At 52.1% G+C, this 16,898-nt stretch carries 13 protein-coding genes and 1 pseudogene; all 14 read right to left on the bottom strand.

The annotated features are described in order from the left end of the window. Positions 1-151 precede the first annotated feature (151 nt). The 14 genes and pseudogenes from FHW68_RS02165 to FHW68_RS02105 all read right to left on the bottom strand — a co-directional run bounded on the left by FHW68_RS02165 (position 152) and on the right by FHW68_RS02105 (position 16,872). Entirely contained in the window at positions 152-418 is a 267-nt protein-coding gene (locus FHW68_RS02165; RefSeq protein ID WP_183678463.1) for a hypothetical protein, read from the bottom strand. After that, a complete protein-coding gene (locus FHW68_RS02160) occupies positions 415-762 on the bottom strand; it encodes a DUF6124 family protein (protein ID WP_183678461.1) in 348 nt (115 codons plus the stop codon). Before FHW68_RS02160 ends, FHW68_RS02165 begins: the two co-directional genes overlap by 4 nt. 217 nt (positions 763-979) lie before the next feature. Further along, the gene (locus FHW68_RS02155) at positions 980-1,384 is read right to left on the bottom strand and encodes an Imm50 family immunity protein (protein WP_183678459.1); all 405 of its coding nucleotides are present in this window, start codon (positions 1,382-1,384) and stop codon (positions 980-982) included. A 394-nt stretch (positions 1,385-1,778) separates the two neighbouring features. Then, positions 1,779-2,084 carry a hypothetical protein gene (locus tag FHW68_RS02150; RefSeq protein WP_095631759.1) on the bottom strand — a complete coding sequence of 102 codons (306 nt, stop codon included), beginning with the start codon at positions 2,082-2,084 and terminating at the stop codon, positions 1,779-1,781. Positions 2,085-2,608: 524 nt separating this feature from the next. Then, positions 2,609-3,004, bottom strand: a complete 396-nt coding sequence (locus FHW68_RS02145) for a hypothetical protein (RefSeq protein WP_183678457.1) — start codon at positions 3,002-3,004, stop codon at positions 2,609-2,611. A 289-nt stretch (positions 3,005-3,293) separates the two neighbouring features. Continuing rightward, entirely contained in the window at positions 3,294-3,719 is a 426-nt protein-coding gene (locus tag FHW68_RS27455; protein WP_033036432.1) for a DUF6896 domain-containing protein, read from the bottom strand. Positions 3,720-3,836: 117 nt separating this feature from the next. Continuing rightward, on the bottom strand, positions 3,837-4,250 hold the full coding sequence (locus FHW68_RS02140; protein ID WP_007900671.1) for a hypothetical protein: 414 nt from the start codon (positions 4,248-4,250) through the stop codon (positions 3,837-3,839). Between the two features lie 383 nt (positions 4,251-4,633). Continuing rightward, positions 4,634-8,003 (bottom strand): annotated as a pseudogene (locus tag FHW68_RS02135) (RHS repeat-associated core domain-containing protein); the annotation flags it as partial. Positions 8,004-8,011: 8 nt separating this feature from the next. Beyond that, positions 8,012-8,707 (bottom strand): DUF4123 domain-containing protein, encoded by a 696-nt coding sequence (locus FHW68_RS02130; RefSeq protein ID WP_221217012.1) that lies wholly within the window; start codon positions 8,705-8,707, stop codon positions 8,012-8,014. Positions 8,708-8,779: 72 nt separating this feature from the next. Beyond that, a complete protein-coding gene (locus FHW68_RS02125; RefSeq protein WP_256582816.1) occupies positions 8,780-9,205 on the bottom strand; it encodes a hypothetical protein in 426 nt (141 codons plus the stop codon). A 44-nt stretch (positions 9,206-9,249) separates the two neighbouring features. Then, positions 9,250-9,522 carry a hypothetical protein gene (locus FHW68_RS02120; RefSeq protein WP_095631756.1) on the bottom strand — a complete coding sequence of 91 codons (273 nt, stop codon included), beginning with the start codon at positions 9,520-9,522 and terminating at the stop codon, positions 9,250-9,252. Between the two features lie 30 nt (positions 9,523-9,552). Next, positions 9,553-14,448, bottom strand: a complete 4,896-nt coding sequence (locus FHW68_RS02115; RefSeq protein ID WP_095631755.1) for a polymorphic toxin type 46 domain-containing protein — start codon at positions 14,446-14,448, stop codon at positions 9,553-9,555. After that, entirely contained in the window at positions 14,445-15,185 is a 741-nt protein-coding gene (locus tag FHW68_RS02110; protein WP_095631800.1) for a DUF4123 domain-containing protein, read from the bottom strand. Before FHW68_RS02110 ends, FHW68_RS02115 begins: the two co-directional genes overlap by 4 nt. A 592-nt stretch (positions 15,186-15,777) precedes the next feature. Continuing rightward, the gene (locus FHW68_RS02105) at positions 15,778-16,872 is read right to left on the bottom strand and encodes a DUF6708 domain-containing protein (RefSeq protein ID WP_311654569.1); all 1,095 of its coding nucleotides are present in this window, start codon (positions 16,870-16,872) and stop codon (positions 15,778-15,780) included. Positions 16,873-16,898: the final 26 nt, after the last annotated feature.

Below are 16,898 nucleotides of genomic sequence, written 5' to 3'. Positions count from 1 at the left end.
AGTCGATTTTTTTGGATTGATCAGAAATTTAAAGACGGTTTTTAACAAACTCTTGCGAATTGCTACATGCATAAGTCCGGGAGGCGGTTTTTGAAAGTTGCAGATATAAAAATGGGCGCCCGTACCTGGGTCGCCCATTTTTATTGATGATTTAAAGTTGCGCTCGCAACCGCCGTCCGACCACATCCAGCAAATCGCAGCCATCGCGCAACGGGATGGCCAACACCCGCGCAAACTCTTGCAACAGCACAGCATCACCACCAAGCGCTTCGCCCAGGGAAAGCGTTTCCAACAGTTGAGTGACACTGCGAATGCGATACGCCGCCGTGTCATGCAACACATCGACAGGCGCTTCAGTGTCGATCAGCAGCGAAGGGATCGTGCAATCGATGCCGGTAATCGGCATGTATCGAGTCATGGTTGGACCTCCTCAGCGTCGGACACCTCACCGGGTGGATCGAGATTGTCCAGCGCCCGGTTTACCAACAACTCACCCAGCACGGCCAATTGCTGAATCGATAGCGCCAGGCTGCGGTGCGAGCCTTCAAGTTCGCAAGCAAAGTCAGTCGTCAGCACGTTAAGCGAGGCGAGGGTTTCGCAGGCGTGGCTTAGCAGAGTTTCGGTGTCAATGTTGGGGAGAAGGGTGAAAACGTGGCTGATGGGGTCGGGATTTTTTGGATCGCGGAGTCGGGCACTGATGGTGCGTTGGGTTGCTTGGCTGAGTTGATTGGGGTCGAAGAAGTCGGGTGGAAATTTTTTCATCGTGAAGCTCCTGAAACAATGGAGCCGCAAAGCGGCATTTGCATGCCTTGATCGTGTTCGGCCTGTCAAAACCGGTCGCTGAGGTTACAGCGGCTGGGGGAGGTTATCTGGGGAGGAAGGGGTGTACAAGTTCATTGGGAGCGACGGGTTTTGTGGGAAATGTCCGATGCTTTTGTCAGCCGTCCCGAGGGGCAGAAAAATTGAGTCAGATTTGGTCTTAAGTGAACTCGGGTTTTTTATCGCTCATGTAAACTGAGGGTCCACAAAGTAGTGGATATTTCGTTGTGAATTCAATTATCGAGCTGTTGTTCGAAGCGTGAATCGTGAAGAGATTTTCGCTCTGAGTGATTCTTATGCTAAGTTTTTCTTTTGTAGGTATATTTTTTATCATCAGGTTGCTGATTTCGCTGCAGTTGAAACCGATGCGACATGTATTGAATTCAGCCTTTCTCCATTTTGCGGGAGGAGCGTCAGGGAGCTCTTCGATGTCAAATTCCAGTATTATCGTTGGTCTCTTGTTTTCGATGTTTATTGTGAAAAATTCAATGAGACCAATTGCTACGGGGGGTTTGAAAATCTGGTTAAAAAAAATGCTGCCATCGATATCGTTCCAGAACTTCATTTTTGCTCCTTGTGGCCAAACTTAGTGGGCAGATTTGTTTTTATGAATGCGTAAAAATAGATCCATTCTCTTTTTTTTGTTGTGCTTTTTTTGATTTTTGGTTAAGGCTTCCAGAAATCAATATTCTTCATGTGTCTTTCTATGTCGTCCATATCGTCTTTGCCAAGTGTGTTGTCAAAGCTCTCGCTTAGTATTCGTCGTACCTTGGCGAGTTTTTGTGTGTTTTTTTTCGTTGTCTATAAAGTCGGTTGTCGCACGTTGGTAGTCTGCAATAGGTTTGTCACTATAAAGCTACCCATTTTATGTAGAGATATTAATATGAACTCTATCTCTGCTAGTGCATCGAGTGCGACTCTCCGTGGATTATGATTTTTTTGTTTGTGTCTAGCATTTGTCATTTTTCCAGTTTGTTTAAAGTATTGGAAATTGCTTTGTTTAATTCTGTCCAGCTGTTTGCTTTTTCGCTAAAAATCGGGTGCTCCCAGTCATGGGCTTTAATTAAAGAAATTCTAAATGTGCCGTTTTCACAAAACTCAGGGTGCCAGCCTATGTCAATAAGCTGATCATGAGGGAAGGCGGCTTGGAATAGATCCTCCTTTAAGTCATCAACGATCATCGAAGTATCAGCAAGCTGATTGAGGTGGGATATATCATCAAATGATATTGTTCCGCCAAGCTCAATTATTTTTTTAGTGTCCATTCAATTTCTCTTCGTCTTTGCTCAAGGTGGCAAAGTTGTTTCATGAGCGAGTAGAAAATAAATCTGTCCTGCCTTCGTCTTCATAGGACTATTTTAAGTAAGAAAACTTTGGATTGAAGATCGTCTGGCCTTTGCACGGAGCTAGCTCGCTAACCTCAAGTTTAGATTCCGATCGCAGATGATCTAGGGCTTCTTGTGGAGTAAAAAGATTCTTGGATTCTTCCTTTAAATATTCTTCCATGGTTATTTTTTGAGTCGTAGATTTCGCTTGAGTATGTTTTATATTTTTCTTCATGCTTTTGTATTGCAATCGAAAGCCAAAGGACGTCATTTTCAGTATCTAGCTTTCCTCGGCCCCCCCACCTGTTTGCCGGCCTCTATCCAGCTGATAATTTTTTCATCCGTATTCATGTTGCCTTCCGAGTACTGATGACGATTTTGGGGGGCATGAGTGCGTAGAAAATAAATATATCCCCTTTTCTTTTCTTTCTCTTTTCTTTCTCTTCTTTTTTTCGATTCGCCTTTCAGTCTAGCGGATAGTCACATGCCCAAGGTGGAGTGAATAGCTCTGGATCGATGTTGTTCTCTTGAAGGTAGTCATTTATCTCTTCTTCGGTTTCTAACGTTTGACACTTGATAATGGTAGTGTCACTGCTTCCAATGCTATCTCTTGTTTCAATTATTAACTTAGGTATTGTGAAGTCTATTGCTACATATTTTGAATTTTTTGCGTCTTCCAAGAACTTATAATAGAGTTCTCCTGGGTATCTGTTTGTAAAATTCAAATGGTATACCGCGTATATAGCAATCCATCTGCGTAAGGAGTCGTCGTTTGTAGTGAGTTCTTGCGCGATCTCTGTATACGATTTCGCTTCCAGATCCCACCAGACTTTTCTTGGAATTATTTTTGGATTGCTCATTTTTGACCTTTAAATGGATTTGGCCAGTAGATTCGAATTGCTTCACCTTTGACAGGGTGTAGTTGTAAGTGTGGGCGATCACCATGAGGATCATTGGGGTCGTGGTTTGCCATGGTGACTTTCCTTGCAAAAAAGGGGACACCCATTAGCCGGTCTCAAGTCAAGGTTAATGGGTGTCTCCTTTCTCAATGTTGGCGGTGCTAGTCCGTGAATTCTAAGTGAGATTGTCAGCGCCCCAATAAAATTTAAAAAAACCTGAATTTTAAAGGGCGAAAATCTAAATGTGAGGTTAATTGGACTTTTTTGATTGTGTAAAAAAATATAAGTTAGAGGTGGAATTGTCTATTTTTTTAACCATATTTTCTTGGATGTATTGGTTTAACTCTGATTCAACTGTAGCGAGGTTTGTGTATTTTGCATGTTTCTCTGGGAATTCGCATGCATAGTTATACAAGCGCCATGCGTCGAATCCATCGGTTCTTCCATTTGGCCCGAAATCGAAATCCACACAGTACTCCGGGTATTCGATCATGCATCCGTTCCCATGTAATTGATAGCTTACACCCTTAAAAATCTCTCCTCTTTGAGCTATTTTATTGTCATGCCATAATTGGTGTAGTGATCTCGAGCCGAATTTGTCTTCAAGCAACTGTAGTGAGGTTTCTACAGCGCCTAAAAAATCAAAAATTAATAATTTCAGATTTTTGTTAATCATCTTCTCAGCCAAAAGGGGAGCAGCCAAAAGGAACAGATTTATTTTCATGAGTGCGTAGAAAATAGATCTGTCGCCTTTCTTGTTATTTTTTTTTTTTTTTTTTTTTTGGTTGCTAAGTTACTCTGAGTCCATAAGTGTTTTGTATTTCGCAAATGTGGTGATAGCTTGCTCGTCGCCATCAATTAAGTTTTCATAAAAGCTAATGTTTGTGGCCCATTCTTGGAATATAAGCGAGCTTTTGTATTTGTTGTTTTCTTGGGTTCGAAAGCTAAGTTTCCAATGAGAGGAAAGTCGCTCATCAATAATATCAAAGACATCAGCTGCATATGGTTTTGGATACTCATCATCTTCTTCTGCGCATATATAGAACCAAGGGCAGTTGTCTCGAAACTCGATGCCGTAAACCGTGTATTCCATTCCCAGTTGCAAGTCTAGCTCGCCGTCAGGCATGAATATGTAACGCTTTAAACGCATGACGGTTTCTGGTGCTGATATGTCATTCAGATTGTTGATTTTGCATACGACTTTCATTTGTCGATGGCTCCGGGTGGCACTGATGGGTCATTACCCCAAGGTTTTATATCATCGGTGCTGTGTTTTTTGAATTTGAAATCCATGAGCTCTCCGGTCTGCGGATTGCGTACATAATGTACTACGGAGTCATTTCCGTTCTTCGATTTTATCTTGAGCTCAATTTTATCCATTCCTTTAAAGGCAGGATCATTGAGGTTTTCGATAATAACGACGCCTCGACCTTCTTTAGCTGCCTGTAATGTCATCTGATCTTGAATGCTTTTAGGTTCCCGACTCCACTTGTCCGGTTTTGGAGGGGCTGGAGGGGGAGGAGATCCTTCATTTACGGTCGCTTTAACTGGTGGATCTTCCAGTCTGATTTCCGGCTTGCTACCACCCGCTCCAGGACAGCTTGTCAACCCCATCGGATCCACCCACCCCGTAGGGTTAGGCACGTATTGGTAGTTGTTCAACCCACCCGCCAGCTTAATCGGATCCGGCGTCAGAAACCGTCCAGTCCCCGGATTGTAGTAGCGATGCCGGTTGTAATGTAAGCCCGTTTCCGCGTCGAAGTACTGACCCTGAAAGCGCAGCGGGTTGTCGATTTCGGCGATGTCCAGCGCAGCGAGGTTGCCATAGGCGCGGTACTTGGCCGACCACATGATTTCGCCGCTGTAATCGGTGAGTTCCTGCGGGGTGCCGAGGTGGTCGAGTTGGTAGTAGAACGGCGCGGCCTTCAGCGGGCCTTCGCCGTCGAGCATGGCCAATGGGCGGAAAGTCCCCGGCTCGTAGATGTAGCTGCGATAGCGATTGTCGGCGCTCTCGGCGATGAGGCGTTCGCCTTGCCAGAGGAATTCGGTGGTATGGCCATCGACGGTCTTTTCGATGCGTCGACCGAAGGCGTCGTACTTGTAGGACGCGACGCTGCCGCCCGGCAGGCTGACGCCGATCAGGCGATGTTGGCAGTCGTAACGGTACTCGGTAACGAGTTTCTGTCCGGCGCCTCGGCGTTCGCGGATCAGGTTGCCGTAGGCGTCGTAGTCGTAATGACGGTCGCCCTGCATCAGCAGGCGGTTGCCCTTGACGTTGGCGAGGTTCGCGGTCGGCTCGTTGTTCTGGCCGAGGAGGTTGCCCGCCGGGTCGTGGGCGAAGCTTTCAGGCGTAGCGCCGCGTACATTGATCAGGCGGTCAAGCGGATCATAGTGATAGCTGCGGTGGCCTTTGCGGCTGTCGTCGATGCCGGCGAGGTTGCCGTTGGCGTCGTAGGTGTAGCGGCGCTGGAACAGATTTTTTTCGCGCTGGCTGACGCTATGGGCTTGCAACCGACCCTGTTCGTCGTACTGGTATTGGCTGAGCAGCAGGCCTTGTTGGCGCTGTTGTTCGCGACCGGCGTTGAACTGGTGGCTGGTCAGGCGCGAGCCGTTGAGGTCGATGCTGCTCAGCTGGCCGCCAGGCTGGTGGCGGTAATCGAGCTTGCTGCCGTCCGGCAGGCGGCAGTGTTTCAGTTGGCCGACGCTGTCGTACTCGTAGCGCAGCGTGCTCCAGCCCTGGTGTTCGGTGATCAGGCGATCTTGCAGATCGTATTCGTACGCCAGCGGCCAGTTGCTGTCGTCAACGTTGACAAGGCGCCCGAGGGCGTCATAGCTGTAGTGAATTTCCTCGCCGTCGGCCAGGGTTTTCACAAGCAGACGGCCAGCGGCGTCGCGTTGGTACTCGGTGATCAGCTCGCTGCCGTCGTCGCCGAATTCGGTTTTCTTCAGCAGTTGGCCATTGAGATCGTACTTGTAAGCGGTCCGGCGACCGTCGAAACCGGTTTCCTGCTGGATCAGGCCGTTCGGGTAGTAGTCGAGGTGGTAGTGCTCGCCACGTTCGTTTTCGATCTCGGTGAGCAGCAGGCGCGAGTTGTCGTAGCGGTAGCGCAGCTGGCTACCGTCCGGGTTGATGCGGCGGCTGACCAAGTGCAGGCCTTCGGCGTATTCGTAGCGGGTGATGCGCCCGAGTTCATCCCGTTCGGCGGTGACGCGACCATACGGGTTATAGGTAAAGGCACGGGTGGCGCCGCCGGGGAGAGTGATCTGTGTCAGGCGATCAACGGCGTCCCATTGGTAATGAGTGATGGCACCGGTTTCATCCTGACGTGTGATTTGCCGACCTAGCGCGTCGTAACGGTACTTGCGTTGGCTGCCGTCGGGCAGGCGTTCTTCCAACAGTTGACCAAGATTGTTCCAACCCAGTTGATGACGACTGCCATCGGGGTGACGAATCTCCAGCAGGCGACCCTGACGGTCGTAGTTATAGTGAGTTTCGTTGCCGTGGGGATCGGTTTGTTGGGTGATATCGCCCTGGCGGTTGCGCTCGTACTTCCAGCGCGCTTTACCTCGCTGGACATCAATGAGTTGACCATTGAAGTAGTTGTAACGGGTCGGTTCGTCTTCTGGCGGGATTACGGCCATCAAGCGCCCGGCATCGCTGTACTGATACTCGGTGATGGCGCCCATCGGGTCTTTTACTGCGACCAGACGTCCCTGATCATCATAGGCTTTCTGCGTTTCCCCACCATCGGGAGCGGTCTCGCTGATCAAACGCGCATTTTCGTCATGCACATAGACTTGTTCACTGCCGTCGGCGTTGTAAACAGTCACCGAACCTTTGTCATCCCACTCGTAACGGGCTTCCAGTTGCGAGTAGCTGGCCCAGTGGCGGACGCAACGGGAGAGTTTGCCTTCGCGCTCCCATTCCCAGAAGAAGCTGGCGCCCCCGGCCAGTTGCCGTTCCAGAATGACATGCTGATCGTTGTAGCGGTAATACTCGGTTTCACCTGCTGCATTGGTCGAGGATACGAGCTGATTACGCGTGTTGTAGCGGTAGGAGACCAAGGTCTGAATGGTTAGCCATGGATCCTGGCGTTCACCGCGGTCGTTGTACTCGGAGCGTTGTTGCTGATGATCCACCGCGGCGATATGACGGTCGTCGTAACGCAACAGCAAGGCGCGACCTGCACCGTTGTCGATGCGTTGAATGCGGCCGACCAGGTCATAGCTGATGTGTATCCGGTTGTCATAGGCATCGCTGATGGTGATCAGACGCCCGGCATGGAAATGGTAGAAGCGTGCCTTTGGCCCGGCTTGGGTGAGGATTAGTTCGCCAGGTGCATTGCCCAAGTAAATCGCGGCTTGGGCAAGGCTGTTGGTGATGGCCGGGCGTTGTTCCGTTGGCACCGGGAATAGATGCCTGCCAAAGCGGCAGGAAACTGGTGCTCCATTCAGTCTGCAACCAGCCGCTCAAATCGCCGATCACGCCCTGATAGGAGTTGAACAGGCTGTCGATCTGCGCGCGAGTAGGATTCGGGAAGAACGTGATTTTGTATTGCTGATTGGGCGTGAGGCCGGTGACTTCCAGAATCCCGGTCGAGTCGATTGTCTTGTTGATCTCCGGTCCGGCTTCGTTCTTGCCAGTGAACCGGCCATCCACCACAGGCACCAGACGGACCGGCGTATTGCCGATGGGGACAAATCGCGCAGACTCGAAGCTATGCACAAGCGTGAGTTTGCCGTTGGCCGGGCAGTTGGCATAAAGGGTGTTTTCCTTTTTGCTGTCCTTGTCCTGAGTACCCACCTCATCACCAACCTTGAATTGCTGTTCCGCGTCCAGCACACCGCCGTACCAGGCCTCGGCATGCTCACGGTAATCCTTCAGACACTTTTTGAAGTCACTGACGATGACCTGAGCATCTGGTTGTTTCGCTGTCAGGTTCCCAACGATCTCACCCATCAAAATGCTCATACAGCCACCTCATTTTCCAGATGGGCCTTCAACAGCCCGGTGAAATTTTCTTCCGTGAGCGGCGTGCGTTTTACGAAGCGCGCCACTTTTGTTCGCAGGTTGGATTCGGGGAACGAAAAGTAAAGCTCGGCATGATCCTCCTTCAACCACTGCATCATGTTGCCGACTACGGTCGACGGGTTTTGCTTGGTCAGGCCATCAAGCAACGCCTTCGGCACCTCCCACCAAGGCCAATCCTTCGCTGGCGGCACCACCCTCGGTCCCACCTCCAGGCTCTTGCCATTAATCAAATACCGATCAAACACCGGCAGCACCTCCCCGGCGGCATCGCCGAGGCCTTTCAGAATCGGGTAGATATGCCGCCCATCCCAAAACCGGAAGAACACCTCGGTCCCATCCGGCATCCGCACTTGAGTCAGGCTGCGTAGGTGTTCGAACACCACGTTCGATTCGCTGCGGGAAACGGCCAGCCACCCCCAATCAAGGGCATCCGTTTCGGCAATCCATGACAGGAAGCTTGAGTTGGGTTTCAATTCGGTGAGGTAGGGCATCACCGGCTGCCAAGCCGCGTAGGGTGTGCCGCCCCAGATCGGGATCGCCTGGGTTGTGGGTTCATTTTGGTAAAGCGTCTTGAGCGCTTCGGCATCGCTGGCGGCGCTGACGATCAGGTAGAGGCGTTCACCCGGTAGCAGCGGAGATTTGGATAGCTAGACCTGTGGATTGATATCTTCAGATGTCACAACAGCCGTCCTTGATGAGTGAATCTAAAAACTCATATCCGCTTCAATATTTTCTTCGTAAGTCGAGAGCAACTTCACAATTCTTTCGTTTCCAGAGTATTTCTCTTTCAACTGCTTCAGTTTTTGATCTGTGCCCTTGCAGTATTTATTGATATCGCTGATGACACGGCTGAGGTTGTCCGGGTCGGCGGGGTCCGGCTCAGGAATATCTCCGCGCAAAGAATCACAGTTGTCTCTGCTTTTTATGTAGTCGGAGGCGTCGCCAGACCCTGTGCCGTTGCTTTCGGCTGCACAAGAAAGCAGCGGGACAGCCAGCGCGATAAGCAAGAAATAACGTGGAGGGCTGTACATATATTGTCCCTTCTCTATGTAGTCTCGTCTCGTCCTAGCTGATATTTCTTTTTGGAGACCAAAAGAGGCGGATTTATTTTCATGCGCATAGAAAATCAATTTGCCTCTTTTGTACTAACTAGTGATGGCTGGTTTTTTGTTTGCTAAACGCTTAAAAGCCAAGACTCACATTGTTTCAGTTTTTCATTGTCGCTCATTGTGTGAGATATTTTTTTGTCTATTTCTTTGAATTTATTTGGTTCGTTTTCTTTGTAAAATATCAGCCAGCTGTCTCTGCCGTCATGTTCTATCATGTATTTTTGTTCATTTTTTTTTATGTTTAATGACCAAGACGAAAAGAAGTCTGGATGATCCGTAAATACTGTTACCGTAAAGCCACAGCGACTTGTCATGTCATATAGATCGGATTGTTTCATTTGTGGCCTCCTAAATGTGAATTAGAAAAATTACTGAATTTTTTCAAAGTTTCCTTTAGCACTGCTAAAGACTTGAGTTCCGCCCCCTGATGACGGTTGCGTCATCCCTTTCACAGACCAAGTATCATCTATTGGTTTGGCTGTGGATTTCAATACGGGCGTTTTTTGGGTGGTTCGATAAATTCCTTGCAACTTGAGCTCGACTGTGCCGGCTGCGCGATTATCTCCGAGTGGACCAATACCTAGCTCTGATGGGGTTGTAGCGGGGTTCAGAGAATAGTAGTTGCCTTGTGGAGCACCGGGCGATTGGAATTGATAAACGGTTTTTCCTCGGTTTAAAGTCTCTACATTTACCGGTTGATTAAAATCTATGCCGTTTAAATGGCCTGGAATGCTAGCCTCTTCAAAGCCTTGCGTTCGATAAAATTCCGTAGCGGTCTCTTTTCTTCCACGGGCATTGATATCGTTATTGATATCCCCTGTTCGGCCATATTTTTTATTCAGCTCAACTCGTCTGTCATCTGGGCAATCACTTGGAACGCAGCTCAACCCCAACGGATCCACCCATCCTGTAGGGTTAGGCACGTACTGGTAGTTGTTCAACCCACCCGCAAGCTTAATCGGATCCGGCGTCAGATACCGTCCAGTGCCCGGATTGTAGTAGCGATGCCGGTTGTAGTGTAAGCCCGTCTCAGCATCGAAGTATTGGCCCTGGAAACGCAACGGGTTGTTGATTTCTACGATGTCGAGAGTAGCGAGATTGCCGTAGGCGCGGTATTTCGCCGACCACATGATCTCACCGCTGTAGTCGGTGAGTTCCTGTGGCGTGCCGAGATGATCAAGTTGGTAGTAGAACGGCGTGGCTTCAAGTGGGCCTTCGCCATCGAGCATGGCCAGCGGGCGGAAGCTGCCGGGTTCGTAGATGTAACTGCGATAGCGGTTGTCGGCGCTTTCAGCGATGAGGCGTTCGCCTTGCCACAGGAATTCTGTGGTTTGGCCGTCTACGGTCTTGGCGATGCGTCGGCCGAAGGCGTCGTATCTGTAGCTTGCGATGCTGCCGCCGGGCAGGCTGACGCCGATCAGGCGGTGTTGGCAGTCGTAGTGGTACTCGGTGACGAGTTTCTGCCCGGTACCACGGCGTTCGCGGATCAGGTTGCCGTGGGCGTCGTAGTCGTAGTGGCGGTCGCCTTGCATCAGCAGGCGGTTGCCTTTGACGTTGGCCAGGTTCGCGGTTGGCTGGTCGCCTTGGTCGAGGAGGTTGCCCGCCGGGTCGTGGGCGAAGCTTTCCGGGGTGGTGCCACGGACGTTGATCAGACGGTCAAGCGGATCGTAATGATAGCTGCGGTTGCCTTTGCGGCTGTCGTCGATGCCAGCAAGGTTGCCGTTGGCATCGTAGGCGTAGCGGCGACGGAACAGGTTGCGCTCCTGCTGGCTGACGGTGTGGGCTTGCAGTCGGCCTTGTTCGTCGTACTGGTATTGGCTGAGCAGCAGTCCTTGTTGGCGCTGCTGTTCGCGGCCAGCGCTGAACTGGTGGGTGGTCAGGCGCGAGCCGTTGAGGTCGATGCTGCTCAGGCGACCGCCGGGTTGGTGGCGGTAGTCGAGTGTGCTGCCGTCGGGGAGGCGGCAATGGCTCAACTGGCCTAGGTTGTCGTACTCATAACGCAGGGTGCCCCAGCCCTGGTGTTCGGTGATGAGGCGGTCTTGCAGATCGTATTCGTACGCCAGCGGCCAATGGCCGTCGTCGACGTTTACGAGGCGACCGAGGGCATCGTAGCTGTAGTGAACTTCTTCACCGTCGGCCAGGGTTTTCACCAGCAGGCGGCCAGCGGCGTCGCGCTGGTATTCGGTGACCAACTCATTGCCGTCTTCACCGAATTCGGTTTTCTTCAGCAGTTGGCCGTTGAGATCGTACTCGTAAGCGGTACGGCGACCGTCGAAGCCGGTTTCCTGCTGGATCAGGCCGTTGGGGTAGTAATCGAGGTGGTAGTGTTCACCACGTTCGTTCTCGATCTCAGTGAGCAGCAAGCGTGAGTTGTCGTAGCGGTAGCGAAGCTGACTGCCATCCGGGTTGAGGCGACGGCTGACCAGGTGCAGGCCATCGGCGTATTCGTAGCGGGTGACGCGGCCCAGTTCATCGCGCTCAGCGGTGACTTTACCGTAAGCGTTATAGGTGAAGGCGCGGGTTGCACCGCCGGGCAGGGTGATTCGCGCGAGACGGTTGGCGGCGTCCCATTGGTAGTGGGTGATGGCGCCGGTTTCGTCCTGACGAGTGATCTGCCGACCCAAGGCGTCGTAACGGTACTTGCGTTGGCCGCCGTCCGGTAGCTGTTCTTCGAGCAGTTGGCCGAGGTTGTTCCAGCCCAGTTGATGGCGGCTGCCATCCGGGTGACGGATCTCCAGCAGGCGGCCCTGGGGGTTGTAGCTGTAGTGGGTCGAGTTGCCGTCTGGATCGACTTGTTCGGTGATGTCGCCCTGATCGTTGCGCCAGTATGTCCACTTTGCCGGGCCACGGTTCACCACACGGACAAACCCACGGTAGTACTCGTAAGTGGTGGGAGCATCTTCCGGCGGAATCACCGCAACCATTCGGCCGGCTTCGTTGTACTGGTATTCGGTGACCGCGCCGAGTGGGTCTTTTTCGGCGATCAGGCGGCCCTTTTCGTCATAGGCCTTCAGGTGTTCGGCACCGTCCGGATCGACTTTGGCGACCAGTCGAGCCTGATCGTCGTGGGTGTAGATCTCTTCGCTGCCGTCGGCGTTAGTAACCGTGACGCTGCCCTTGTCATCCCAGGTGTAGTGGGCATCCATCTGCGAGAAGCTTGCCCAGTGATGGATGCAACGTGCCGACTTGCCTTCTTTTTCCCATTCCCAGTAGAAGCTGGCACCACCAGCCAGTTGCCGCTCGAGAATGACGTTTTGGTCGTTATAGGCATAACGCTCGGCTTCACCGGCGGCGTTTTTGGCTTCGATCAGGCGGTGCTGGGCGTCATAGATGTAGGTGACCAGGGTCTGGACGGTGCTCCAGGCATCTTCCAGGTTGTCCGCCGGGCTGAACTGCTGATAGTCGATGGCAACGATGTGTTTGCGGTCGTAGCGTACAAGGAGGGCAAGACCGGCACCGTTATCGACACGTTTGATTCTTCCGTGAATGTCACGGGTGATGTGCAGGCGGTTGTCGTAGTTGTCGCTGATGGCGATCAGCGTCGCGCCTTTGCTGTTGTAGCGGAAGTGGTAGAACTGCTTGCGTTCGCCAGCTTGGGTGAGGATCAACTCGGAGGGATCCTCACCAAGGAAAATCGCCGCTTCCGACAGGCTGTTGGTGATCACCGGGCGCTGCACACTGGGCAACGGGAACGTCGTGACGCGGTTTTCGTGGTCGGTCCAGATCACCTCATCGCCGTTGATATCGACGCGTTGCGCCAGGGCATGGCTCCAGCCGTAGCCGAGGCCGCAATCGATTTCTGCGGCGCTGGTGCGATAGAGACGTGTCCAGCTGAAGGGCAGCAAACCGCCGAGTTCGCCGTCGGTCAGGGTCAGCAGCTCTTCGCCGGTGACCATCGATACCGGGCAACCATTGGTGCAGGTTTTCTTGGCGCAGGTGGCACTTTTGTCATCAGGCGTTTTCGACTGAGTAGAAGCGTCGTCGACCTTTTCTTTTGGTGCGAGGGTGGTCTGTTTTTCTTTTTTGCCACGCGGAAACGAAGAAGCATCTTTCACTTCCTGCTTCGGTGTATCCGTAGTTTTCGGCACCTGACTTTTAGAACCGTTGGCGGCGGCCTCGTCGATTTTTAGCGATGCCGTTTTGGCCGGCTTCATCGGCACGTTATTGGCACTGGCAATCAACGGCTTCGACACTTCGGCGTGCGCTGGCAGGCTGTGCTTGCCGCTCAGGGTCATCAGTTTCGCGGCCAGCTCTTCAAGGTACTTGATCGCCGTACCGGATTTGACCGTGGACAGGGCTTTGGTCCCCACCCGTACCGCAATTCCGGCACCACCAGTTAGGCAAATACCCAGCACCACGTTGATCAGGAACTCCGACGCAATGGCCGTCACCACGTCGACGATGACTTGCGTCGGCAGCATGCCGACCCACGCCACTATCGCTGAGATGTAGATGAACATCAGCGGTTCGTCACTGAGGATCAACAGACCCGAAGCAATGGATTCCTTCGACGCGGCATAGAGTTTGTCTATCTCGACATCCGACAGGTATTTGCGGAGTTTTTCGAGGTTTTCCTTCGGGGGCGCGAGCAGTTCGAACAGGCTTTTGATGTCGTCCCAAAGCCTGAGCAGTGCCTTCTCCAAGCCATCCATTGCTCGTTTCAACAGAATGACAGAGCGGCCCGCGCGGTCAGCAGCCGAGTAACTGGCCCACTGAGGCTGGAACTTACTCGACCATTCACTTTGCAACCAGCCGTTCAGATTGCCGATCACACCTTGGTAGGAATCGTAGAGTGCTTTGACATTGCTCTGGGATACGTTCGGGAAAAAGGTGATGCGGTACATCTGGCCTTTCTTGCAGCCGTCGATCACCTTGATGCCGCTCGGGCCTATCGTTGTTTCAATAACGGGCCCGGTGACGTCGTCGTAGAAAGTACCTTTGGTGACCGGCTCCAGTTTCACTGGCGTGTTGCCGATCGGTACGAAGCGCGCTGACTCGAACATGTGAATCAGCGTGAAATCGCCCACCAGAGGGCAGGTCGCGTAGGTCTCGACCTTCCCGGTTTTGGTTTTGCGTTTGGTCACGCTGACTTCATTGCCGACTTTGAAGGTCTGGTCGACATCCAATGCCCAGCCGGTCAAAAAGCCGTCCGCCCAGTCCTTGTAATCGCTCAGGCAATTTTTGAAGTCTTTGAAAATCAGGTTCACGTCAGGGGTTTTGGCGTCCAGCACGCGCAGGACCAAGGTACCAATCGGGGTATTCATGACGTGACTTCCTTTGTCAGCTGAGCAGCAAGACGCTCTGCCAAATCTTCTGTATTGGGTTGTTGGCGCACGAAGCGCTCGACCTTGTGGCGCAAGTTACTTTCGGGGAAGGCGAAGAACAGTTCCGGGCAGTCCTCTCCCAGCCACTGCATCAGGTTGTCGACGACGGTGGTGTGGTCTTTTTCCGCCAGTGTGTCGAGCAACTTCTGCGGCACCTCCCACCATGGCCATTCCTTCGCTGGCGGCACGGCCCTCGGCCCCACTTTCAGGCTCTGGCCATTGATCAGGTAGCGGTCAAACACCGGCAATACCTCACCCGCGCCTGCACCCAACCCTTCAAGAATCGGATAGATATGCCGCCCGTCCCAGAACCGGAAAAACACTTCGGTTCCATCGGGCATGCGCACTTGAGTCAGGCTGCGAAGGTGCTCGAACACCATGTCCGGCGTACTGGTGGACACTGCCAACCAACCCCAGTCCTGAGCATCGGTTTCGGCGATCCACTGCAGAAAACCGGCATTGGGTTTCAACTCGGCGAGGTAGGGCATCACGGGTTGCCAGTCGGCGTAAGGCGTGCCGCTCCAGATGGGGATCAGTTCTGGCGCCATTTGTTGCTGGTAGAAGGCCTTCAGTGGCTCGGCATCGCTGGCCGCGCTGACGATCAAGTACAAACGCTCGCCCGTCTGCAACGGCCGTTCGGTGGGTGCCTGACTGTTATCAAGGAGCGTGCCAGAAATGATTAAGGCTATATAAATCAGTTGGTTGAGGTGGTTTTTCCAACGCCGGAGAGGTTTTTGGCAAGGATCCGCTGAAAAAGTGCGCAAGAAGTTGCGCCCCACTGCGCAACTTCTTACGCACTTGGCTGCAGCCCTTGTTTAGCGTGACCTGGAGCAGAAATGGTCGGTATTTTCAGAAGATGAGTGCGCAACTTCTTGCGCATGATGGCGATGAGGCACTTGTGGTGGTGATGGTGCAACCAAGCTGTTGCCGCTGACCGAGAATTGATCTAGTAGCCGTTGTCCTGCCCGCTGAAAATTGCTCCATGTGTTTTCAGCTGCTCCCACTTTGCTTTTGAGCAAGAGGACACGGGTCATAAAATTTGAAATCAGCAATCGATCCTAGATCAAATTGCAATCGGCAGAGGTGAGACGAAAAATGCTTCGCTAGTGGGTAAGCGACAAGTTCCCCCGGCGACGGGCGCTGCTGTCGAATATCGTACTCGTCGTACTGCGGAGAGGTAGGTGTCATGCAGGATAACCATGAAGTCCATCTCCAGCATGAGGTAGTCGATTATATTTATGCATCAAGGACGCGGCTCATCGTTTCCATTCAATTATTTATCGATTCTTCTGTCTTGATTTCATTTAGGTTCGCCTTGAAGTACGTCATGAAATCTTGTCCCTGAGCAAAAGCTTTTTCGATCTTGGCGCTTTGCTCTTTCAACGCTTGGCTCGGCTTGGCCCACTGCTCAGTCGGTAGAGATTTTGACCACTCAGAAATGGAATCAGGTAGAGATTTCATGCTGAAACGATGGTCCCATTCAGCAACCCAGTACGGAAAACGCCACCAAGTGATCAGGTGTGTCAGGTACCACCAACCAACTCCTAAAGCGGAACGTTCGTTGTGTTGGTATTCCTCGTGCATGTTCTGTCGTTCTTGATCGAAAGTGTGGCGACCCTCGTATGGTGCTTTACCAGGGCAAAACTCCGGTCCTTTTTCCATGTAGACACGTATGGCTTCCCATTTGCCTAGTCCATGAACAGGAGTCATGACCTCCTGTGTAAGAAAGTGCACCGTATCGGCCTTGGGATTATCTATGGCCATGCCAAAGGTGTAGCTGCTGATTACGCCTACTCCGGTGGATCCGGTGCTGACTGAGATCCACGCAACCGTGTCTTCCCAAGGCTGGATCACGGGTTCGTCGGAGTCATTCGGGAAGTAACAGACCTCTCGGCGTTGACGGTTAAATCGGATGGGTCGGGCGCGGGCTTTGCTTCTTGTGGTGCTGATAATCGCGTACAGGCCAATCAGCGCTGCTCCCCCTCCACACCAGAGCGCTAGTGATATTCCGAACTCAAAAAAATCGTTGAAGTAAAACCAAAAGCTTCTGCCGAATGGATTTATGAATGCTGCGAAGCCCATCAAGGTTGGGAGAACAAATAGACAAACGATAACTACGACTGTAGGGAGTGACACAGCTAATCGTGCTTGGAAAGACTTGGTGAGATTGCTGCTACCCAAGTCCAGGTAGGTGTCGTTGACTTCAACAAAACTTCCGCCGAGATCCATTGGGATTTGTCCGGTAGGAACTGGCAACGGTGAGAAGAATAATGCTTCACCTGTGGCAAAACGACGAGTTTCACCCGCCGTGGGGCGGTGATTTTTGAGGTCAAGCTCGACTTGCTGTTCATGTTTGGGTGGCATGCAATTCAACCGAAAAAATGTAGGCG

Origin of the sequence: Pseudomonas sp. Tn43 (assembly GCF_014192635.1) — a bacterium.
Lineage (GTDB): Bacteria > Pseudomonadota > Gammaproteobacteria > Pseudomonadales > Pseudomonadaceae > Aquipseudomonas.
This window is presented reverse-complemented; position numbering and strand designations above follow the sequence as displayed.

Bases quoted from the DNA above. Each gene is read 5' to 3' on its own strand.
- FHW68_RS02145 (WP_183678457.1), bottom strand. From the start codon at position 3,004: ATGAGCAATCCAAAAATAATTCCAAGAAAAGTCTGGTGGGATCTGGAA.
- FHW68_RS02160 (WP_183678461.1), bottom strand. From the start codon at position 762: ATGAAAAAATTTCCACCCGACTTCTTCGACCCCAATCAACTCAGCCAA.
- FHW68_RS02155 (WP_183678459.1), bottom strand. From the start codon at position 1,384: ATGAAGTTCTGGAACGATATCGATGGCAGCATTTTTTTTAACCAGATT.
- FHW68_RS02140 (WP_007900671.1), bottom strand. From the start codon at position 4,250: ATGAAAGTCGTATGCAAAATCAACAATCTGAATGACATATCAGCACCA.
- FHW68_RS02105 (WP_311654569.1), bottom strand. From the start codon at position 16,872: ATGCCACCCAAACATGAACAGCAAGTCGAGCTTGACCTCAAAAATCAC.
- FHW68_RS02115 (WP_095631755.1), bottom strand. From the start codon at position 14,448: ATGAATACCCCGATTGGTACCTTGGTCCTGCGCGTGCTGGACGCCAAA.
- FHW68_RS02165 (WP_183678463.1), bottom strand. From the start codon at position 418: ATGACTCGATACATGCCGATTACCGGCATCGATTGCACGATCCCTTCG.
- FHW68_RS02120 (WP_095631756.1), bottom strand. From the start codon at position 9,522: ATGAAACAATCCGATCTATATGACATGACAAGTCGCTGTGGCTTTACG.
- FHW68_RS27455 (WP_033036432.1), bottom strand. From the start codon at position 3,719: ATGATTAACAAAAATCTGAAATTATTAATTTTTGATTTTTTAGGCGCT.
- FHW68_RS02150 (WP_095631759.1), bottom strand. From the start codon at position 2,084: ATGGACACTAAAAAAATAATTGAGCTTGGCGGAACAATATCATTTGAT.